Annotated in this window: 17 protein-coding genes, 5 tRNA genes and 1 pseudogene; 12 read left to right on the top strand and 11 right to left on the bottom strand. The window is 70.0% G+C overall.

The window, feature by feature from the left end:
* Nucleotides 1-45: 45 nt before the first annotated feature.
* Entirely contained in the window at nucleotides 46-1,053 is a 1,008-nt protein-coding gene (locus AB0N90_RS06255) for an FUSC family protein (RefSeq protein WP_365193616.1), read from the top strand.
* Here AB0N90_RS06255 and AB0N90_RS06260 read toward each other — a convergent pair.
* Nucleotides 1,040-1,642 (bottom strand): YceI family protein, encoded by a 603-nt coding sequence (locus AB0N90_RS06260; protein ID WP_365193342.1) that lies wholly within the window; start codon nucleotides 1,640-1,642, stop codon nucleotides 1,040-1,042. The genes AB0N90_RS06255 and AB0N90_RS06260 overlap by 14 nt on opposite strands.
* A 401-nt stretch (nucleotides 1,643-2,043) precedes the next feature.
* On the opposite strand from AB0N90_RS06260, the gene AB0N90_RS06265 reads away from it, so the two are divergent.
* Entirely contained in the window at nucleotides 2,044-3,639 is a 1,596-nt protein-coding gene (locus AB0N90_RS06265) for an acyl-CoA carboxylase subunit beta (protein WP_085566716.1), read from the top strand.
* Nucleotides 3,640-3,674: 35 nt separating this feature from the next.
* Nucleotides 3,675-3,866, top strand: a complete 192-nt coding sequence (locus AB0N90_RS06270) for an acyl-CoA carboxylase subunit epsilon (protein WP_085566717.1) — start codon at nucleotides 3,675-3,677, stop codon at nucleotides 3,864-3,866.
* Between the two features lie 65 nt (nucleotides 3,867-3,931).
* Here the strand turns inward: AB0N90_RS06270 and AB0N90_RS06275 are convergent, their stop codons facing one another.
* The 9 genes from AB0N90_RS06275 to AB0N90_RS06315 all read right to left on the bottom strand — a co-directional run bounded on the left by AB0N90_RS06275 (nucleotide 3,932) and on the right by AB0N90_RS06315 (nucleotide 15,352).
* Nucleotides 3,932-4,240: a hypothetical protein gene (locus tag AB0N90_RS06275; protein WP_365193345.1), complete on the bottom strand. Its 309-nt coding sequence runs from the start codon at nucleotides 4,238-4,240 to the stop codon at nucleotides 3,932-3,934.
* 110 nt (nucleotides 4,241-4,350) lie between these two features.
* Complete coding sequence (locus AB0N90_RS06280) at nucleotides 4,351-4,941, bottom strand: ATP/GTP-binding protein (RefSeq protein WP_085566719.1); 591 nt, start codon at nucleotides 4,939-4,941, stop codon at nucleotides 4,351-4,353.
* A complete protein-coding gene (locus AB0N90_RS06285) occupies nucleotides 4,922-5,518 on the bottom strand; it encodes a DUF742 domain-containing protein (protein ID WP_361677195.1) in 597 nt (198 codons plus the stop codon). Before AB0N90_RS06285 ends, AB0N90_RS06280 begins: the two co-directional genes overlap by 20 nt.
* A gap of 94 nt (nucleotides 5,519-5,612) precedes the next feature.
* The gene (locus AB0N90_RS06290) at nucleotides 5,613-6,026 is read right to left on the bottom strand and encodes a roadblock/LC7 domain-containing protein (protein ID WP_030948713.1); all 414 of its coding nucleotides are present in this window, start codon (nucleotides 6,024-6,026) and stop codon (nucleotides 5,613-5,615) included.
* A 10-nt stretch (nucleotides 6,027-6,036) separates the two neighbouring features.
* A complete protein-coding gene (locus AB0N90_RS06295; protein ID WP_365193347.1) occupies nucleotides 6,037-9,336 on the bottom strand; it encodes a nitrate- and nitrite sensing domain-containing protein in 3,300 nt (1,099 codons plus the stop codon).
* A gap of 381 nt (nucleotides 9,337-9,717) precedes the next feature.
* Nucleotides 9,718-10,293, bottom strand: a complete 576-nt coding sequence (locus AB0N90_RS06300; protein WP_085566720.1) for an ATP/GTP-binding protein — start codon at nucleotides 10,291-10,293, stop codon at nucleotides 9,718-9,720.
* Nucleotides 10,274-10,672: a DUF742 domain-containing protein gene (locus AB0N90_RS06305; protein ID WP_037654659.1), complete on the bottom strand. Its 399-nt coding sequence runs from the start codon at nucleotides 10,670-10,672 to the stop codon at nucleotides 10,274-10,276. Before AB0N90_RS06305 ends, AB0N90_RS06300 begins: the two co-directional genes overlap by 20 nt.
* 111 nt (nucleotides 10,673-10,783) lie before the next feature.
* Nucleotides 10,784-11,197 (bottom strand): roadblock/LC7 domain-containing protein, encoded by a 414-nt coding sequence (locus AB0N90_RS06310; RefSeq protein WP_037654657.1) that lies wholly within the window; start codon nucleotides 11,195-11,197, stop codon nucleotides 10,784-10,786.
* A gap of 9 nt (nucleotides 11,198-11,206) precedes the next feature.
* Nucleotides 11,207-15,352: a nitrate- and nitrite sensing domain-containing protein gene (locus AB0N90_RS06315; protein WP_365193348.1), complete on the bottom strand. Its 4,146-nt coding sequence runs from the start codon at nucleotides 15,350-15,352 to the stop codon at nucleotides 11,207-11,209.
* Between the two features lie 582 nt (nucleotides 15,353-15,934).
* Here AB0N90_RS06315 and AB0N90_RS06320 point away from each other — a divergent pair.
* The 3 genes from AB0N90_RS06320 to gltX all read left to right on the top strand — a co-directional run bounded on the left by AB0N90_RS06320 (nucleotide 15,935) and on the right by gltX (nucleotide 18,809).
* The gene (locus tag AB0N90_RS06320; protein WP_361677186.1) at nucleotides 15,935-16,129 is read left to right on the top strand and encodes a hypothetical protein; all 195 of its coding nucleotides are present in this window, start codon (nucleotides 15,935-15,937) and stop codon (nucleotides 16,127-16,129) included.
* Between the two features lie 408 nt (nucleotides 16,130-16,537).
* Nucleotides 16,538-17,323 (top strand): fumarylacetoacetate hydrolase family protein, encoded by a 786-nt coding sequence (locus AB0N90_RS06325; RefSeq protein ID WP_365193350.1) that lies wholly within the window; start codon nucleotides 16,538-16,540, stop codon nucleotides 17,321-17,323.
* Nucleotides 17,316-18,809, top strand: a complete 1,494-nt coding sequence (gene gltX / locus AB0N90_RS06330) for a glutamate--tRNA ligase (protein ID WP_365193352.1) — start codon at nucleotides 17,316-17,318, stop codon at nucleotides 18,807-18,809. Before AB0N90_RS06325 ends, gltX begins: the two co-directional genes overlap by 8 nt.
* Before the next feature lie 60 nt (nucleotides 18,810-18,869).
* On the opposite strand, the gene AB0N90_RS06335 is transcribed toward gltX, so the two are convergent.
* A complete protein-coding gene (locus tag AB0N90_RS06335) occupies nucleotides 18,870-19,154 on the bottom strand; it encodes a hypothetical protein (RefSeq protein ID WP_365193627.1) in 285 nt (94 codons plus the stop codon).
* A 99-nt stretch (nucleotides 19,155-19,253) separates the two neighbouring features.
* On the opposite strand from AB0N90_RS06335, the pseudogene AB0N90_RS06340 reads away from it, so the two are divergent.
* The 6 genes and pseudogenes from AB0N90_RS06340 to AB0N90_RS06365 all read left to right on the top strand — a co-directional run.
* Nucleotides 19,254-19,595: pseudogene (locus AB0N90_RS06340) on the top strand (HAD family hydrolase); the annotation flags it as partial.
* Nucleotides 19,596-19,685: 90 nt separating this feature from the next.
* A tRNA-Gln gene (locus tag AB0N90_RS06345) sits at nucleotides 19,686-19,757 on the top strand.
* Nucleotides 19,758-19,778: 21 nt separating this feature from the next.
* A tRNA-Glu gene (locus AB0N90_RS06350) sits at nucleotides 19,779-19,851 on the top strand.
* Between the two features lie 29 nt (nucleotides 19,852-19,880).
* A tRNA-Glu gene (locus AB0N90_RS06355) sits at nucleotides 19,881-19,953 on the top strand.
* A 20-nt stretch (nucleotides 19,954-19,973) separates the two neighbouring features.
* Nucleotides 19,974-20,045, top strand: a tRNA-Gln gene (locus tag AB0N90_RS06360).
* 29 nt (nucleotides 20,046-20,074) lie between these two features.
* Nucleotides 20,075-20,147, top strand: a tRNA-Glu gene (locus tag AB0N90_RS06365).
* The last annotated feature ends 50 nt before the right edge of the window (nucleotides 20,148-20,197 follow it).

Here is a 20,197-nt window from a genome sequence, read left to right on the forward strand (position 1 = left end):
GTGCGTCAGAGACTGATACGCAACGCTTATGAAGCCGCCGTGACGATGACGGCCGTACTGCTCTCCTGGGCGGTCGCTCTGTGGCTGGAGGGCGCGGCCTGGCTGCACACGGACTCCGTGGTCCTCGCGGTCGCCCTCACCCTGACCCTCGCACGGGGCCGCTGGTGGGCCGGCCGGCGCGGCCGGCTCACCGCGCTCACCTTGCTGCCCCTGGCGGCCGCCGGGTGCGCGGGCCTGTCCCGGCTGCTCGCCGCCCACTACGGGATCGGCGCGGCCGTCTTCACCGCCGGTCTCGCCCTCGCGATCTGGATCCGCCGCTACGGCCCCGCCGCCACCCGCGCGGGCACCCTGATCACCCTGCCGCTCATCGCCCTGCTGATCGTGCCCGGCCCCACCCTGCCCGCCGGTGGCCGGCCCGAGGCGGTGAACTGGGGCTGGTCCGCGCTGATCGGCCTCCTGGCCTGGGCGAGCGTGCTGCTGGTGCGGACATCCGCCGCCCGACTCACCCCGGGCCCCGAGGAGTCCGGGCATCCCGAGCCCCTGAAGCCCCGTCGCGCGACCACCCCGCGCCCGCGCCCCAGCACGCGGATGGCCGTACAGACCGCGACCGCGACCGCCGCCGCGTTCGTGCTCGGACGGCTCCTGTACGACGACCACTGGCCCTGGATCGTGCTCACCGCGTACGTCACGGCGAGCGGCAACCGGGGGCGAAACGACGTACTGCGCAAGGGGGTTCGCCGGTTCCTCGGTGCCTGCGCGGGCACCCTGCTCGCGACCGGGGTGGCGGTCTGCGGGCTCGCCGGACACGCGGCGGTGGCGGCCCTGTTCGGCGTCCTCGCCATCGCCCTGTGGCTGCGCCCGCTCGACTACGCCTTCTGGGCGGCCGGCATGACCACCGCCCTCTCCCTGCTCCTCGGGTACTTCGGCCAGAACGCCACCGATCAGCTGCCGGCCCGGCTCTTTGCGATCGCGGCGGGGGCGGTGCTGTCGGTGGCGTCGGCGTGGTGGCTGCTGCCGGTAGGGCGCGGCCGGCCGGGGCTCACGCGTTCTTGATCGCGGAGACGTCGAAGTTGAGCTTGATCTTGTCGGAGATCAGCACCCCGCCCGTCTCCAGCGCGGCGTTCCAGGTCAGGCCCCACTCGGAACGCAGCAGTTCTGCCTTGCCCTCGAACCCGGCGCGCTCATTGCCGAACGGGTCCTTGGCGACGCCGTTGAACTCCAGGTCGATGGTGATCGGCCTGGTGACGCCGAGCAGCGAGAGGTCGCCGGTGATGCGGTAGTCCTCGCCGCCCAGGGACTCCGCCCTGGTGGAGCGGAAGGTCATGGTCGGGAACTCGTCGATCTTGAAGAAGTCGGCCGATTTCAGGTGGCCGTCGCGGTCGGCGTTGCCGGTGTCGATGCTCGCCATCCTGACGTCGAGGGTGGCCGTGGACTTGGCCGGATCCTGACCGTCCAGGTGGAGGCTGCCGCTGAAGTCCTGGAAGCTGCCGCGCACATTGGTGACCATCGCGTGGCGGGCCACGAACTCGATCGTGGTGTGCGCGGGGTCGATCGTGTAGTCGCCGGTCAGCGCGGCCAGATCGGGGCCGGGGGCCCCTGCGGTGGCGGCGGTCGTGTTGTCCTTGCGGCCGAAGATGCCCATGACGTCCTCCTGGAGCCATTCTGTTTAACGTTCAACGAACCGAACGGCTCAGACGGTAGACCCATTCCGTTCGGTTTTCAACATCATCCGCAGCGTGGCGTGTCAATGACTCAAAGTCACTATGCGCGCTCGCCGGGAGATGCGCATTACCGTGGGGGCCGGGCCCCGGCTGAGGGCCGTCCGAGGGGTGGTGTCACTCCAGGGATGGCATGCCCGTTCCCACGAATGCGGGATGGTTCCCCGGTGTCGTCCTTGTGGTGTTCCCACAACGCAAGCCGCCTCTGAGCAGTCGGAACGGCTGCACCTCGCCCGGGTTCTGTTCACTCGCACCAGGAAAACGGGCGTGAGACTGTACGGAGTCGACGGCTCGCTTTCCTTGGTGTCCTTCGTAAGGTCGCTACATGACCGTTTTGGAAGAGACGACGGGTGAGCCGACCGGCGAGCCGACGGACGCGCGCGGACGGGTCGCCGAACTGCACGACATCCGTGCGCAGGCCGTGGCCGGCCCCAGCGAGAAGGCGACCAAGGCGCAGCACGCCAAGGGCAAGCTGACGGCGCGGGAGCGGATCGAGCTGCTCCTGGACCCGGGTTCCTTCCAGGAGGTCGAGCAGCTGCGCCGGCACCGCGCGACCGGCTTCGGTCTGGAGGCCAAGAAGCCGTACACCGACGGTGTCATCACCGGCTGGGGCACGGTCGAGGGCCGTACGGTCTTCGTGTACGCCCATGACTTCCGGATCTTCGGCGGCGCGCTGGGCGAGGCCCACGCCACCAAGATCCACAAGATCATGGACATGGCCATCGCGGCCGGCGCGCCCCTGGTCTCCCTGAACGACGGCGCGGGCGCCCGCATCCAGGAGGGCGTCAGCGCGCTCGCCGGATACGGCGGCATCTTCCAGCGCAACACGAAGGCCTCGGGTGTCATCCCGCAGATCTCCGTGATGCTGGGCCCGTGCGCGGGCGGCGCGGCGTACTCGCCGGCCCTCACGGACTTCGTCTTCATGGTCCGTGAGACCTCGCAGATGTTCATCACCGGACCCGACGTGGTCAAGGCGGTGACGGGCGAGGAGATCACCCAGAACGGCCTCGGCGGCGCGGATGTGCACGCCGAGACGAGCGGTGTCTGCCACTTCGCGTACGACGACGAGGAGACGTGCATCGCCGAGGTGCGCTATCTGCTGTCGCTGCTGCCGCAGAACAACCGCGAGAACCCGCCGCGCACCGAGTGCTCCGACCCGGCCGACCGCCGCTCGGACGTCCTGCTCGACCTGGTCCCGGCCGACGGCAACCGGCCGTACGACATGACCAAGGTCATCGAGGAGATCGTCGACGACGGCGAGTACCTGGAGGTCCACGAGCGCTGGGCGCGCAACATCATCTGCGCCCTCGCCCGCATCGACGGCCAGGTGGTCGGCATCGTCGCCAACCAGCCGCAGGTCCTCGCGGGCGTACTGGACATCGAGGCGAGTGAAAAAGCTGCGCGCTTTGTTCAGATGTGTGACGCTTTCAATGTTCCGATCGTGACCTTCCTGGACGTCCCCGGGTTCCTCCCCGGCGTCGACCAGGAGCACGGCGGCATCATCCGGCACGGCGCGAAGCTGCTCTACGCCTACTGCAACGCCACCGTGCCGCGGATCTCGCTGATCCTGCGCAAGGCGTACGGAGGTGCCTACATCGTCATGGACTCCCAGTCGATCGGCGCCGACCTCACCTACGCCTGGCCCACCAACGAGATCGCCGTGATGGGCGCGGAGGGCGCGGCCAACGTCATCTTCCGCCGTCAGATCGCCGAGGCCGAGGACCCCGAGGCCATGCGGGCCCGCATGGTCAAGGAGTACAAGTCCGAGCTGATGCACCCCTATTACGCCGCCGAGCGCGGCCTGGTCGACGACGTCATCGACCCGGCCGAGACCCGCGAGGTGCTGGTGAAGTCGCTGGCGATGCTCCAGACCAAGCACGCCGACCTCCCGTCCCGCAAGCACGGCAACCCCCCGCAGTAACCGAGCGGACATCTCTCTTACGGAGACTGACACCCATGAGCACTGCCGACATCCGCGTCGAGAAGGGCCACGCCGACCCCGAGGAGGTCGCCGCCATCACGGCCGTCCTGCTCGCCCGCGCCGCCGCCCGCCCCGCCGAGCCGACCCACCACCGCCCCCACCCCAAGGCCGGCTGGCGCCGCCTGGACCGCGAGCCCGGCTTCCGCGCCCCGCACAGCTGGCACTGACTCCGTCGGGCCCCTGAACACCGAGAGCCGCCGACCCCGTTGGGGTCGGCGGCTCTCGTCGCGTCTCAGCCCGGCACGGTCCAGTACTCCGAACCGGCGGCCGGCGGCTCCGTGGGAACCCAGCCACTGCGATCCGCCCCCGGACTCCAGTCCGGCACGTTCCTGCCGTAATAGATCACGAACGCCCAGAACCGCTCCTCCTCATGCGGGACGAGACAGTCCTCGTCGGACAGGTCCTGCCCGTGCCAGTGCGCATTGATTCGGGCGACGGCCTCGGCACGCGTGATGCCGAACTCCGAGACCATCTTGTCCGCGATCGAGTCGAGGAGTTCGAGAGTCTCGGGCGAGGTGGGCATGGTGAACGTCGTACTCATACGTCGGCTTTCTCGATCGACTCGATCGACTCGCACAGGCACCCGATGCGTGCGTGAGGGGCGGCAACCGGTCAGGTTGCCGCCCCTCACGACGTACAGATCAGCGGTCGCTATCGCAGGCGCGCCATCAGCGCGTGCTCCACGAGCGTGATGAGCGTCGACTTCGCGTCGGCGCGGTGCCGGGCGTCGGTGGTGATGATCGGGGTGTCGGGCCCGATCTGGAGTGCCTCGCGCACCTCGTCCGGGTTGTACGGCTGGTTGCCGTCGAAGCCGTTGAGGGCGATGACGAAGGGCAGGCCGCTGTTCTCGAAGTAGTCGACGGCCGGGAAGCAGTCGGCGAGCCTCCGGGTGTCGACGAGGACGACGGCGCCGATCGCGCCGCGGACGAGGTCGTCCCACATGAACCAGAAGCGGTCCTGACCGGGCGTACCGAACAGGTACAGGATGAGGTCCTGGTCCAGGGTGATACGGCCGAAGTCCATGGCCACCGTGGTGGTGGTCTTGTCTCCGGTGTGGGTGAGGTCGTCGATGCCGGCCGAAGCGGACGTCATCACGGCCTCTGTGCGCAGCGGGTTGATCTCCGAGACGGCGCCGACGAACGTGGTCTTGCCCACGCCGAAGCCGCCCGCCACCACGATCTTCGCGGAGGTGGTGGAGCGACTCTGAGAAACCGGCCCTCCGCTAGAGCTTGCGAAGTCCACTGAGCACCCTTTCGAGCAGTGTCACGTCTGGCTGGCCACCGGCGTTCTCGTCGCCGCCGGGCTGATGGATGGCGACCAGGCCCGCCTCCGCCAAGTCGGCGACGAGGATCCTGGCCACGCCGAGGGGGATCGTCAGCAGGGCCGAGACCTCGGCCACCGACTTGATCTCCCGGCAGAGATTGCAGATCCGCTGATGCTCGGGCAGTTGGCCCTGCATCTGGTGCGGAGCAGCGGTGGTGTGCACCAGCGCCTCGATGGCGAGCTGGTAGCGCGGGCGGGTCCGGCCACCGGTCATGGCGTACGGACGCACCAAGGGGTTGTTCGCTGCGGGCGCCGGCTCGGGGCGGCGCTGCGGCTGGACCGGCTGGATGCGCGGGGCAGGCGGCTGGTCGTACGGCGAAGGACCGGGGCCCTGGGGCCGGTCGTACGGCGAGGGGCCGGGGCCCTGCGGGGCGTACGGCTGCCGGTGGTGCGGTGCGGAGGGGAAGTTGTACGGGTTCGCCGAGCCGTCGCCGTGGCCCTGGGCAGGGCCGTACGACCAATTGCCCGAGGGCGAACCTCCTGGGGGTGTTGCCACTTTCTCCTCCTCCGACTGCGTCGGGCACCCATCCGTGTGGAGCCGCGTCCCGAAACCTTAAGGCCCCGGGACACGAATACGCACCGTCCGATTACTAGTTGAGAAGGCTTCCCTGGAGCTCCGCGCGGAGATCCGGGGTGAGGACCGTGCCCGCGCGGTCCACCAGCAGGGCCATCTCGTACCCGATGAGGCCGATGTCCGCTTCCGGGTGGGCCAGGACCGCGAGGGACGATCCGTCCGAGATGGACATGAGGAAGAGGAATCCCCGCTCCATCTCCACAACCGTCTGGTTGACGCTGCCGCCCTCGAAGATGCGCGAGGCACCGGCGGTCAGCGAGGTCAGACCGGAGGCGACGGCGGCGAGCTGGTCGGCGCGGTCACGGGGGAAGCCTTCGGACATCGCCAGAAGGAGTCCGTCGGCGGAGACCACCACCGTGTGGGACACCCCCGGGGTGTTGTCCACGAAGTTGGTGATCAACCAGTTCAGGTTCTGTGCCGCCTGGCTCATCGGGCTCACACTAACGCTCCTGGTTGTAGGTGCTGTCAGGACCACTGTGTTCATTCCCAGTGGCCTGGCCGTTCGTTTCACTGCCTGCGCTGCGTCCGCGCTGGACGCCCCGGCGCAGATTGCTCAGCCTGCCCCGGACGTCCTCCGGGGCACGGGAGACCTGGGGGCCTCCCTGGGGGGTGGTTTCGGCGCTGCCCTCGACCAGGTTGGCCTTGGGCACCCGCCGCGGCAGCCCGGAGGCGGTGACCCCGCCTGCCTTGGGCTTGCGCAGCTGGGAAGCCTGCTGCCAGCGCTCGTCGTTCGCCGAACGCCAGTCGTCGTCTCCGTCGCCGTCGTCCGCCGAACGCCATGCGCCGTCACCGGTGTTGCCCGGTGCGGCAGCCGGCGTCTCCTGCTGTGCGGGGGCCGCGCCGTCGAAACCGTTCGGGACGGATCCCCGGCGGGGCAGCCCGGCGTCGGTCAGCTCGTGCGCGGCGGGAGCGACCGCTCCGGGACTGTCGAAGCCTACGCGGTTCTGCTCACTCGCGTCGGCCGGCGCGGATTCCGTTTCCGGAGCGTAATGGGCCGGGTAGCCGTTCTGGTAGGCGCCCTGCTGCTGCCAGTCGCCCTGGTAGGCGGGCTCCGCATAGCCGTTCTGCGGGTAGCCGCCGTTCGCCGAGTAGCCCTCCGCGCCCGCCGGTTCACCGTTCTGGGGGTAGTACTGCCCGTCGTAGGACCGCTCGTAGGACGCGGACGGCGTCTCCGTGTACGGCTCCTGGTACGCCTGCTCCTGGTACCCGGCCTCCTGGTACCCGGCCTCCTGGTACCCGGCCTCCTGGTACCCGGCCTCCTGGTACGGGGTCTCCTGGTACGGAGTCTCCTCGTACGGCTGCTGCGGCTGCTCGGGATAGCCGGTGCTCTGCTGCTCGAACAGCGGCTCGGCGTAGGTCTCGCCGGTGTCCTGGCGCGGCTCGGCCGGCTGCGGCTGGCCGTGGGTCTGCGCCTCCAGGGCGGCGCGGCGCCCCTCGCGGAGCAGCGAGCGGCCGACCGGGTCCAGGTCGCGGATGTCGTCGGGGACCTCGGTGTACTGGCTGTCGTCGAAGCCGAGTTCGGCGGCCGTGCGCAGCGGCGGCGCCACCTCCGGGCGTTCCGCCTGGAACTGCTGCTCCGGGATGATCTGCGAGACCGTGAACTCCTCGCGCTCCAGCGAGGTGTCGCCGCCACCGCCGTGCGTGATCGCGTCCGGCAGCATGACCAGCGAGGTGGTGCCGGCCTGCTCGCCCGAGGGGCGCAGCTGGACCCGGATGCCGTGCCGGTCGGACAGCCGGCCGACCACGAACAGGCCCATGCGCTGGGAGATCGCGGCGTCCACGGTCGGCGGGTTGGCCAGCTTGTGGTTGATGTCCGCGAAGTCCTCGGCGGTCAGGCCGATGCCCTTGTCGTGGATCTCGACCATGACCCGGCCGTCGGGCAGCCGGGTCGCGGTGACCTTGACCTTGGTCTGCGGCGAGGAGAACGTGGTGGCGTTCTCCAGCAGCTCGGCCAGCAGGTGCACGAGGTCGGTGACGGCGCGGCCGTGGATCTCGGCGTCCGGGACACCGGACAGCTCGATGCGCTCGTACTGCTCCACCTCGGAGGAGGCGGCCCGCAGCACATCGACCAGCGGGACCGGCTGGTCCCAGCGGCGGCCGGGCTCCTCGCCCGCGAGGACCAGGAGGTTCTCGCCGTTGCGGCGCATACGGGTGGCCAGGTGGTCCAGCTTGAAGAGGTTCTCCAGCTGGTCCGGGTCGGCCTCGTTGTTCTCCAGGTCGGTGATCAGGGTCAACTGGCCCTCGATCAGCGACTGGTTGCGCTGCGACAGGTTGGTGAAGATCGCGTTGATGTTGCCCCGCAGCAGGGCCTGCTCGGAGGCGAGCCGGATCGCCTCGCGGTGCACCTGGTCGAAGGCGCGGGCGACCTCGCCGATCTCGTCCTTGGTGTGGATCGGGATCGGGGCGACCCGGGTGTCGACCCGGCCGGGGTCGGTGCGCGAGAGCTGGTCGACCAGCATCGGCAGCCGCTGCTCGGCGATACCGAAGGCGGCGTTGCGCAGCTGGCGCATCGAGCGGCTCATCTGCCGGGCGACCGCACCGGCCAGCAGGAAGGCGAGCAGCAGGGCGATGACCACGATGGTGCCGGTGATGATCGCGGAGGTACGGGCGTCGTCGGCGATGCCGGACGCCTCGTTCACGGCCTTGTCGGCCATGTCCGACTCGATCTTGCGGTACGCCTTGTACTTGAGAGTGTTGACCGCGTACCAGTTCTGGGCGCTGACACCGTTCGCGGCGAGCGCGTCACGGGTGGCCGGGCTGGTGTCCTTCATGGTGGCCAGCGCCGAGACCATGCTGTTCGGGTTGCTCGGCGGCGGCACGTAGTTCGGGTCGTCCTGCTCGGCCTGCGCGGCCTCGGCCTTGGCGTCCGCCAGGACCTTCTTCTGCGCGTCGGCCAGCACCTGCGAGTCCTGCGCGGTGCCACCGCCCTGGTACTCCTCGATCGCGATGCGCTCAAGGTAGGCGTACGAGGCCAGGGAGACCCGCTGGGTGGAGAGGTTCGGTGCGTCCGGACCCGGCTTGACCAGCAGATGCGTGCCGATGGACCGCTCCAGCGACAGCGCCGCCTTGGTCAGCGACATGGCGTAGACGGTACGGCCGTAGGAGGTGATGTTGCCGGTGCCCAGACCGAGCTCGTTGGCGAACTCCATCAGGGGGTGGGCGACCTCGACGTACGCCTCTTCGGTCTGTACGCCGGTGAGCTTGGAGGTGTAGGCGGTCTTGCGCAGGACCTGGATCTCGGGCTCGGCCTTGCGGAACAGCTTCAGCCGGCGCTCAAGACCGGGCGTGTGCGGCATGCTCTTGGTCGCCTCGGTGAAACCGGCGGCGGCCTGGTCGGTGGCCTTGCGCGCGTTCTCGATCGTCGCCTTGCTCTTGCTGTCCTTCTTGTTCAGAAGGAGCGGCTCGGCGGTGATGTCGCGCTCGTTCTCCACGGCGTCCGCGTAGACGAGGGCCGCGCGCACCAGCCGGGCGGTGTTCTCGGCGTCCCGGGCCTGCTGCCAGGTGTCGATCGAGCTGTTTACCTGGAAACCGCCCATGACCAGGCCGACGGCCGCGGGTATGAGCAGGATCGCGTTCAGTCTGGTGGGCACCCGCCAGTTGCGCGGGGAGAAGCGGCCGCCGCTCGGCGCGGGAGTGTCCGCCGGCTCCGCACCCGACACCGGGGCGGGTGCCGCGGCGCGCGGCGGCGGGGTGAAGTTGCCCCGCGCCGACGGCTCGGGACCGTTCTTGCTTCGCCTCACTCGACCAACAACCTCTCGGCGGTCGGCACCTACGTCGTGCCGCAGTCTCTCAGAGCCCGCTCGGCCGACGACGACGCAGTACGTCAGGGACCATGGGGCAGTTCAGGCATTCCAGCACGTGGACCAGCGCACTTCCAAACAGTGGAAACCCTGTGCCGGTTCGGCTGTAAACGAGAGATAAAACGGTCATAAAGAGCGAGCCCCGCCAAAAGGCGGGGCAATTGTGCGCGCAGCGACATCGGGTGACCGCGTCGCGTGGTGGACTCGGGCGATTCCTCTGCCGAACTGTTATGAACACCGCGGCCGACCGTGTCAAAGGCCACAGTCGGCCCCGCGCGGCCCCCGTACGGCAACTGCCGTACGGGGTGTCGCACTTGAGCGTTACCGCAGCCGGGCCATCAGCGCGTGCTCGACCAGCGTGATCAGCGCGCTCTTCGCGTCGGCGCGGTGCCGGGCGTCGGTGGTGATGATCGGGGTGTCGGGTCCGATCTGGAGTGCCTCGCGCACCTCGTCCGGCGTGTACGGCTGGTGACCGTCGAAGCCGTTGAGGGCGATGACGAAGGGCAGGCCGCTGTTCTCGAAGTAGTCGACGGCCGGGAAGCAGTCGGCGAGCCTCCGGGTGTCGACGAGAACCACCGCGCCGATCGCGCCGCGCACCAGGTCGTCCCACATGAACCAGAAGCGGTCCTGACCCGGCGTACCGAACAGGTACAGGATGAGGTCCTGGTCCAGGGTGATACGGCCGAAGTCCATGGCCACCGTGGTGGTGGTCTTGTCCCCGGTGTGCGTGAGGTCGTCGATGCCGGCCGAGGCCGAGGTCATCACGGCCTCCGTGCGCAGCGGGTTGATCTCCGAGACGGCGCCGACGAACGTGGTCTTGCCCACGCCGAAGCCGCCCGCCACCACGATCTTCGCCGAGGTGGTGGCCCGTCCCGCGTCAGAGCTTGCGAAGTCCACTGAGCACCCTTTCGAGCAGCGTCACGTCCGGAGCGCCGCCGTTGTTCTCGTCCCCGCCCGGCTGGTGAATGGCGACCAGACCGGCCTCGGCCAGGTCGGCGACCAGGATCCGGGCCACTCCCAGTGGCATGTTCAGCAGCGCGGAGACCTCGGCCACCGACTTGACCTCACGGCACAGGTGGCAGATCCGCTGGTGCTCGGGAAGCAGCCCCATGAGCGCGGCGGGGTCGGCCGTGGTGCTGATCAGCGCCTCGATGGCGAGCTGGTAACGCGGCCGGGTCCGGCCGCCGGTCATGGCGTAAGGCCGCACCAGCGGCTGGTCGCCCTCGTCCCCGTACGGTTCCGCGTACGGATCGTGATGGGCGGTGGGCGGGGTCATGGATCCTCCGGGCGGGACAGCAAGTCGGTCAGTCAAGCCGTCTGACGGGGCCGGTGGGGGGTTTGTGGCGGCCGGACGGTGTTTTGGTGAGGTGTGTGGTGCCGGGGCCGGTCAGTGAAGCAGACTGCCCTGTAGTTCGGCGCGCAGGTCCGGGGTGAGGACCGCCCCCGCGCGGTCGACGAGCAGTGCCATCTCGTAGCCCACCAGGCCGATGTCGCACTCCGGGTGGGCCAGTACCGCGAGGGAAGAACCGTCCGAGATCGACATCAGGAAGAGGAACCCCCGCTCCATCTCCACGACCGTCTGGGCCACGGTGCCGCCCTCGAAGATCCGGGAAGCCCCGGCCGTCAGCGAGGTCAGACCGGAGGCGACGGCCGCCAGCTGGTCGGCGCGGTCCCGCGGGAAGCCCTCGGACATCGCCAGCAGCAGGCCGTCGGCGGAGACCACCACCGTGTGGGACACCCCGGGGGTGTTGTCCACGAAGTTGGTGATCAACCAGTTCAGGTTCTGTGCCGCCTGGCTCATCGGACTCAACTAACGCTCCTGCTGGTGAGTGGGGCTCGGGTAGCTGCCCGTCTGACCGGTACCGGCCTGACGACCCTGGGCGATGCCCCGACGGAGATTGGTCAGCCGGCCGCGTACGTCGTCGGGCGCACGGGAGACCTGCGGACCTGTTTGGTGCTGTTGCTGCTGAGCCGTGCCCGGCACGAGGTTCGCCCTGGGCACCCGGCGCGGCAGCCCGGACGTGGTGATCCCGCCCGCCGCGGGCTGGCGCACCCGCTCCGCCTGCCGCACGAGTTCGTCGTTCGGCGAGGCACGCCACGAGCCGCCGGGGGCGGCCGCGTCACGCTGCTGCGCGGCCCCCGGCTGCTGCTGCTCGGCGGGCGCCCCCTGCTGCTGGCCCTGCTGCTGACCGGCCGTGCCGTGGAACCAGTTGGTCTCCAGCGTGTCGAACAGCGGGGTACGGCCGTCACCGGGGCCGCTGGCCGGCGGCAGCGCCTCCGGCTCGCGCACCGGGCGCTCCTGGTGGACCGGCACCTGCTGCGGGGCCGGCGGGCGCGGGGCGCCGAAGTCGTCACGGACCGGCGGCTGCGGGCGCTCGAACTGCCCGGTGTGCGCCGGGTCGGCACGGCCGGGCAGCGCGTGCTGTCCGGTGCCGCTGTTGTCATAGGCACCCGGGGCCGCGTACCGGCCGGCGTCCTGGGCGGGCTCCTCCGGCCGGGCCGGGGTCCCGAAGACGTCCGAGCGCACGTACGAGCCGTTGTCCTGCTGCCCGCCCTGAGCGTCGTACCGCCCCTGCTGCTGCGCCGCGTCCGGCCGCTGGTCGGCGTCGGGCCGCGGGAACCGGCCGGTCTGCTGGGCGGCGTCGGGACGCTGGAACTGCCCGGTCTGCTGCGGGAGTTCGGCCTGCGGGAACTGGCCCGTGTGCTGACCGGTGGGCCGGCCCGGGTCGACCTGCGGGAACTGACCGGTGTGCTGGGGGGCGTCCATCTGCGGGAACTGCCCGGTGTGCTGCGGCGCGTCCGGCCGCTGGAACTCTCCGGTGTGCTGGCCGGCGTCCGGGCGCTGGTACTGGCCCGTGCTGTCGGGCCGCGCGAACTGGCCGGTGTCCTGCGGGGATTCGGGCCGCTGGAACTGCCCGGTGTGCTGACCGGCGTCCGGCCGCTGGTACTGACCCGTGGTGTCCGGCCGGGCGAACTGGCCGGTCTGCTGCGGGAGTTCCGGACGGCCGTACTGGTCCGCGCCCTGGGAGCCGGGCAGTTCGGGGCGGCCGAAGTCGCCGGTGGGCACGGGTCCGTGCGGATCGATCCGCGGCATCTGCGCGGTCGAGCCCGGACCCTGCCGGTCGTCGATCACCGGCATCTGCGCGGTCCCCGACGGGTCCTGCTCGTCATGCCCGCGCGGGGTGTCGAGGGCGGCCCGGCCGTCGTTCCAGTCCTGGCCGCGCCGGGAGTCGCCGCCGGGCAGCTCGGCCCGCGGGCCACCGCGCGGCGGCAGCTGGGGCTGGCGGCCCTGGTCGCCGCCACCGGCGCCGCGCTGCGAGCCGCGGCCACCGAACAGATCCTGCTGGGGACCGGCCGGGTTGGCGGCCTGGAGTCCCCCCGGCGCGGCCGGGTTCGCGGCCTGGAGGTTCTGCGGGGCGTTCGGCGCCTGGGCACCGAAGCCGGGGGCACCGCCGCGCTGCGGACCACGCGCGCCGCCCGGAGTGCCGGGCGCACCGCCGGGTGCGCCGGGACGCCCGCCCTGGCCCGCGCCGGGCAGCGCGGCCCGGGGACCCTGACCGGCGCCGACCTGCCCGCGCGCACCGCTGCCGCCGGAGCCGAGCAGACCACCGCCGCCCTGGCCGCCCGCGCCACCGCGGCGGGCCGCGGCCGCACCGGCGGCGGCCTGCGCGGCGGCCGGACCGCCGACCGCGCCGGGACCGCCGGGCTTGCCGGGAGCCTTCTTGCCGCCCTGGGCGACGTCCACGGGCAGCATGACCAGCGCGGTCGTGCCACCGGAGTCGGACGGGCGCAGCTGGATGCGGATGCCGTGCCGCTGCGAGAGCCGGCCGACCACGAACAGACCCATGCGGCGGGAGACGGAGACGTCCACGGTGGGCGGCGAGGCCAGCCGCTCGTTGATCGCCGCGAGGTCCTCGGGGGAGAGGCCGATGCCGGTGTCGTGGATCTCGATCAGCACCCGCCCGTCGGGCAGCGCGTGACCGGTGACCTTGACCTTGGTCTGCGGGGAGGAGAACGAGGTGGCGTTCTCCAGCAGCTCGGCGAGCAGGTGCACGAGGTCGTTGACGACCCGTCCCGCGACCTCGGTCGTCGGCACGGACGCCAGCTCGATGCGCTCGTACTGCTCCACCTCGGAGGCGGCGGCGCGGAGCACGTCGACCAGCGGCACCGGACGGGTCCAGCGGCGGCCCGGCTCCTCACCGGCGAGGACGAGGAGGTTCTCGCCGTTACGGCGCATACGGGTGGCGAGGTGGTCCAGCTTGAACAGCGAGGACAGCTGGTCCGGGTCGGCCTCGCGGGACTCCAGTTCGGAGATGAGCGACAGCTGGCGCTGGATCAGACCCTGGGAGCGGCGCGAGAGGTTGGTGAACATCGCGTTGACGTTGCCCCGCAGCAGGGCCTGCTCGGCGGCGAGGCGGACCGCCTCGCGGTGCACGTCGTCGAAGGCCGCGGCCACCTGGCCGATCTCGTCCCGGGAGTGCACACCGACCGACTCGACGGAGGTGTCCACGTCCTGCGGGTCGGACTCGGAGAGCTGCTTGACCAGCTCGGGCAGGCGTTCCTGGGCGACCGTGGTGGCGGTCTCCTGGAGCCGGCGCAGCGAGCGGATCATGGAGCGGGCCACGACGAACGCGCCGACCAGCGAGACACCGAGCACCAGCAGGATCAGCACACCGGAGATGATGGCGTCGCGCTGGGTGGCGCTCTTGAGCTCGCGCGCCTTCTGCTCCATGTCCTCAAGGAGCGTGTGCTCGATCTTCTTCATCTGCTCGATCTTGGTCGAGCTGTCGTCCACCCAGTCGCGGTAGGAGCGCGGGGGCAGGTCGGACAGGCCGCCGCGCTGCGCGAAGGCGCGCTTGGCGTAGGTGTCCGCGGACTCGATCGTCGGGTTGTTGCCGCCGTCGATCGGCTTGAGCAGCTCCTCCGCGTTCTGGCTCGCGTAGATCTTGCGGAAGATCGCCAGCTCGGAGTTCTCGCTCTCGTACGCCGACTCGCCGTACAGGCGGTCGTTCTCGGAGAGGTCGGCCTTGCTGGTGGTGGTCGAGGGCAGCGCCGCGGCGATGGTCGCGCGCTGCACGGACGCGTACTCCTTGGCGGTGGAGAACGCCGCCAGGGCGCGGGTGCGCGAGATCATCTCGGGGTTGCTGGACGCCTCGGCCATGTCCTGGGACAGGTCGATCAGCTGGGTGATCAGCCGGTGGTACGACTCGATGGTCTGGGTCGAGTTGCCCTTGGACTCATAGGCGGACCGGCGGATCTTCGCCAGGTCGTCCAGCTGGTTGGCGAGGCCGACGAGCGCGTCGCGCACGCCCTGGAGCTGGCCGTCCTTGCTGGCCTCGTCGATCTGCTCGGAGGCGTCGAGGAAGTTGGCGCGGGCCCGGTCGGTCTTCTGCTGGTAGCCCTTGACCGTGTAGTCGCTCGCGCTGAGCCCGTGCGACATGGGACCGGCGGACTGGTCGCGCTCCTCCTGGAGCGCGGCGGCCAGCTCGGTGGCCTGCTTGGTCATGTCCGTCAGCAGCTTCATGTTGTCGAGCTGCTGGATGTCGTTCAGGTTCTCGTTGATGCGCAGGCCGCCCAGCGTGGTCGCCGCGACCACGGGGAGCGCGAGCAGCGAGACCAGACGGGTCGAGATGCGCCAGTTGCGCAGTGCCATGCGCGAGCCGGAACTGGCCGGCGCCGACGCGGGCTTCGGGGCCGGGGCGGGCTTGGCGGACGACGTGCCGCCCGCGGGCTTCGCGGAGCCCTTGCCGGAGGCGGGACCGCCCTTGCCGGAAGCGGTGCCCTTGGCGGAGGAGGCGGCCGCACCGGGGCGTGCGCGGTCGGAGCCCTCACCGGGCGGGGTCGGGCCCGGGTTCTGGGCGTGCTGGGGAGAGGCGCTGCCCTTCATGGGGCCAGTCCCGTCGTGCGGCTCCGGCTCCGCCGAAGCGCTGCCATCCCTCTTGAAACGTCCCTGCACTAGCGTCGCAACCTCTGGACCAGGCGTCCCTCCGCGCAAGCGGACGAACACGGTGTCGGCGTCGTGGAAGGCGCCCTGAAAACGCCCCCCGGTGGTCTTGAGTGACCGGCGCTGGTTCCCCCTTGTCTCGCCGCCACTCGGCGCTGCGTTGCGCCCCTGCGCGCCGGGTCGATCCTGCGGCGGTCCGTGGAATTCCAGCACAGTGGCGGATCTCCAACAAGGGCCGCGTGCCGAGCTGTGACAACCGTGACAGGGTGTGCATGTCGGGTCACCAGTCGTGGAAGTCGATCTCATCCATAACGGACGTATCCCTGCGAGTTGCCGCTCGGTGGCACGTGTCCCGGTCGCCATGATCGGCAGCGGAATGAGCGCTTCCAGCCCTCAATGTCCGTTTCGTTAGGGCGGGTTGTAGGCCGGAATTGACCTGTTTGTCCCTGGGTTGGTGAGCAAAATCACATAACCATCAGGGCTGGTTGGCGAGTTGGTCAGGGAATCGGATGTTTAGCCTGACGCTTTACATGAGGGACGTATCTGTCACCCCGCACTGTCACCCGCCGACACAGGACTAGGACGCGTACAACCGTGAAGACGACGATGATGTTCCGCAAGATAGCCAACCCGCGACGCACGACCCTGGCGCACCTCGACGACGCCGGCGAGCTGCAGACGCCCGCGCTGCCGGAGCAGTCCGTCGAACTCCCCGCCCAGACGGCCAACCCCCGGCGCACCATCCTGATGGACCTCCCCGAGGCCGCGGCGGCCGTCGCCGGCGAGTGATCGCCCGAGCGACCGAGGCACCCCGGGGCGCGGCCCGGAAGATCACCCGACGGCGATGATCTTCCGGGCCGCGCTCGTCTTTTCGACGGCCCCCGCGGCGGGCCGCACATGTTTTCCCCGGCATTCGTGCCGCCGCCTTTATCGGCTACGGCGGCGGTGGGCGCCGTAGCCATCCCGGTCCCCGGCGTCCGACCGAAGCGGACGACATCGCCGCAGGTCAGAGGCGCGAGAGGCGTCCGATGTCCCTCCGGCGGCGCCCCCGAAATCACCGGAAACGGGAATTCCCCTTAAGCGCATTACGGCCCCGGAAAATCCCCTCGCCATGCCCTCCCGGCCGAACATCGCGCCGCCCGACCGGTTAACCTTGGGCGTCAGTACGCCGGTTCTCAGTGAGGGGCGCAAGCACCCGTGCGCATCGCCAGGTTCTCCATCGACGGGAACGTAGCCTTCGGCGCGGTCGAGGGCGACAAGCAGGACGAACTCGTCCTCGACATCATCAAGGGCATCCCCTTCGCCGACCATGAGCTGTCCGGCACGAAGGTGCCGGTGAGCAAGGTCAGGCTGCTCCCGCCGGTCCTCCCCAACAAGGTCGTGGCCTTCGGCCGCAACTACGCGGAGCACGCGCGGGAGCTGGGCAACGAGGTGCCCGAGGCACCGTTCGCCTTCTTCAAGCCGTCCACCTCGGTGATCGGTCCCGGGGACGAGATCCGCTACCCCTCGTTCACCGAGGAGCTGCACCACGAGGCCGAGCTGGCCGTCGTCATCGGCCGCATGTGCCGCGAGGTGCCCCGGGAGCGCGTCAAGGACGTGATCCTCGGCTACACCTGCGCCAACGACATCACCGCCCGCGACGTCCAGCGCCGCGAGAAGCAGTGGGCCCGGGCCAAGGGCTTCGACAGCTCCTGCCCGCTCGGTCCCTGGGTGGAGACGGACATCGACCTCGCCCGGGCCAATGACCTCACCGTGCAGCTCACCGTCAACGGCGAGCAGCGCCAGCTGGGCCGCACCAGCGAGATGATCCACCCCATCGAGGACCTGATCGTCAACATCACCGAGGCCATGACGCTGCTGCCCGGCGACGTCATCCTCACCGGCACCCCGGCAGGGGTCGGCCCCCTGAACGTCGGCGACGACGTCGCCGTCACCATCGAAGGCATCGGCACTCTCACCAACAAGGTTGTCAAGCGTGGCTAGCGCACCCGCCTCCCCCGTCTCTCCCGTCCGCGTCCGTTTCTGCCCCTCGCCCACCGGTAACCCCCATGTGGGCCTGGTCCGCACCGCCCTGTTCAACTGGGCGTTCGCCCGGCACCACCAGGGCACCCTGGTCTTCCGCATCGAGGACACCGACGCGGCCCGCGACTCCGAGGAGTCCTACAACCAGCTGCTCGACGCGATGCGCTGGCTCGGCTTCGACTGGGACGAGGGCCCCGAGGTCGGCGGCCCGCACGCGCCGTACCGGCAGTCGCAGCGCATGGACATCTACGCCGACGTGGCGCGCAAGCTCCTGGACGGCGGGTACGCCTACCACTGCTACTGCTCCCAGGAGGAGCTGGACTCCCGCCGCGAGGCCGCCCGCGCCGCCGGCAAGCCCTCCGGCTACGACGGCCACTGCCGCGATCTGTCCGCCGAGCAGGTCGAGCAGTACCAGGCCGAGGGCCGGGAGCCGATCGTCCGGTTCCGGATGCCCGACGAGACGATCACCTTCGACGACCTGGTGCGCGGCGAGCTGACCTTCACCCCGGAGAACGTGCCGGACTACGGCATCGTCCGCGCCAACGGCGCCCCGCTGTACACGCTGGTCAACCCCGTCGACGACGCGCTGATGGACATCACGCACGTGCTGCGCGGCGAGGACCTGCTCTCCTCCACCCCGCGCCAGATCGCGCTGTACAAGGCGCTGACGGAGCTGGGCATCGCCAAGCAGACCCCGGCCTTCGGCCACCTGCCGTACGTGATGGGCGAGGGCAACAAGAAGCTCTCCAAGCGCGACCCGCAGTCCTCGCTGAACCTCTACCGCGAGCGCGGCTTCCTGCCCGAGGGCCTGCTCAACTACCTGTCCCTGCTGGGCTGGTCGCTCTCCGCGGACCAGGACATCTTCACGATCGAGGAGATGGTCGCGGCCTTCGAGATCTCCGACGTGAACCCCAACCCGGCGCGCTTCGACCTGAAGAAGTGCGAGGCGATCAACGCCGACCACATCCGCCTGCTGGATGTGAAGGAGTTCACCGAGCGCTGCCGCACCTGGCTGAAGGCCCCGTTCGCGCCCTGGGCGCCGGAGGCGTTCGACGAGGCCAAGTGGGAGGCCATCGCCCCGCACGCCCAGACCCGCCTGAAGGTGCTCTCCGAGATCACCGAGAACGTCGACTTCCTGTTCCTGCCGGAGCCGGTCCTCGACGAGGCGTCCTGGACCAAGGCGATGAAGGAGGGCAGCGACGCCCTGCTGCGCACGGCCCGCGAGAAGCTTGAGGCCGCGGACTGGACGTCGCCCGAGTCCCTCAAGGAGGCCGTCCTGGCCGCCGGTGAGGCCCATGGCCTCAAGCTCGGCAAGGCGCAGGCCCCGGTCCGCGTCGCCGTCACCGGCCGCACCGTCGGCCTCCCGCTCTTCGAGTCCCTTGAGGTCCTGGGCAAGGAGACGACCCTGGCCCGCATCGACGCGGCCCTGACGAGGCTCACCGCGTAAGGCCCACCGCACGCGACAGGGGCGGCACCCGGAACTCCGGGTGCCGCCCCTGCCACATGGTCACTGCGCGTCGGCCTCGTCGACCAGGTAGGCGCTCTCGTCGAAGATCTCCAGCACGACGATGACCATGATCGTGCCGGCCACCATGTATTCCAGCACCACGCCCGGGGCCACGTACGCCTTGCGCAGATGCTCGTCCGGGCCGAGCTGAGCGGTCGAGGTCTTGCGGAACGGATCGCGGGCCAGTATCCGCAGGGCCTTGTCCAGCTGCGCCTGGCGCGAGCCGGGCAGGGAGTCGTAGGCCGAGCGGGCCTCGACGGTGAACTGGATTCGGTACTCGCTCATGGCCCCACGCTACGGCATCCGTATGGCACGGAACGGGGAACGGTTCATGCCGAGGGCAGCGCTGCACGCGGTCCTGTCGAACTCCAGCATCACCGTCCCGTCCAGGAGCACAAGCTGCGCGCCCTCGGTCTGCTGGACCGCTTCGAGGCCGTGCTGTGCGCCGCCGAACTGGGCGTCTCCAAGCCGCGGCCCGGCGCCTTCCTGGCCGCCTGCGAGGCACTGGGCCTCGCCCCGCACGAGGTGGCGTACGTCGGTGACCATCCGGAGATCGACGGGCGGGGCGCCGCCGAGGCCGGGCTGCTGTCCGTGTGGATCGATCGCGGTACGTCGCCCGCGCGGGAGGCCGGTGACGTCGTGGTGCACCGCATCGCCGGCCTGTCCGAACTCCCCGCGCTGCTCCGCTCGGATACTCGTTTTGGAGCCCCGTCCACCTTCGGGTAATGTTCTTCCTGCGCCGAGGGGAACGGGCCGAAAGGCCGGAACCCCGAGGAGCAAACTAGAACAAGAACCCTTCAGGGGGTTGAGTTCCAGTGGCCTATGGTGTAATTGGCAGCACGACTGATTCTGGTTCAGTTAGTCTTGGTTCGAGTCCAGGTAGGCCAGCTCGCAGAGCTTATCTGCAAAGCCCCCGTTGTGTAGCGGCCTAGCACGCTGCCCTCTCAAGGCAGTAGCGCCGGTTCGAATCCGGTCGGGGGTACTGATCCTGATCTTGTCGGGATCGCTAGGGCCCCCGTTGTGTAGCGGCCTAGCACGCCGCCCTCTCAAGGCGGTAGCGCCGGTTCGAATCCGGTCGGGGGTACGACTGGTCTAAACCATCATTGGTCTATGGTGTAATTGGCAGCACGACTGATTCTGGTTCAGTTAGTCTTGGTTCGAGTCCAGGTAGACCAGCTCGGACCTGCGGAAACGCAGCGTCCAAGGCCCCCGTTGTGTAGCGGCCTAGCACGCCGCCCTCTCAAGGCGGTAGCGCCGGTTCGAATCCGGTCGGGGGTACAGAATGAAGGCCCTTCGCTTCGGCGGAGGGCCTTCGCCGTTCTCCGGCC

Origin of the sequence: Streptomyces sp. NPDC093018, from assembly GCF_040684035.1 — a bacterium.
Lineage (GTDB): Bacteria > Actinomycetota > Actinomycetes > Streptomycetales > Streptomycetaceae > Streptomyces > Streptomyces murinus.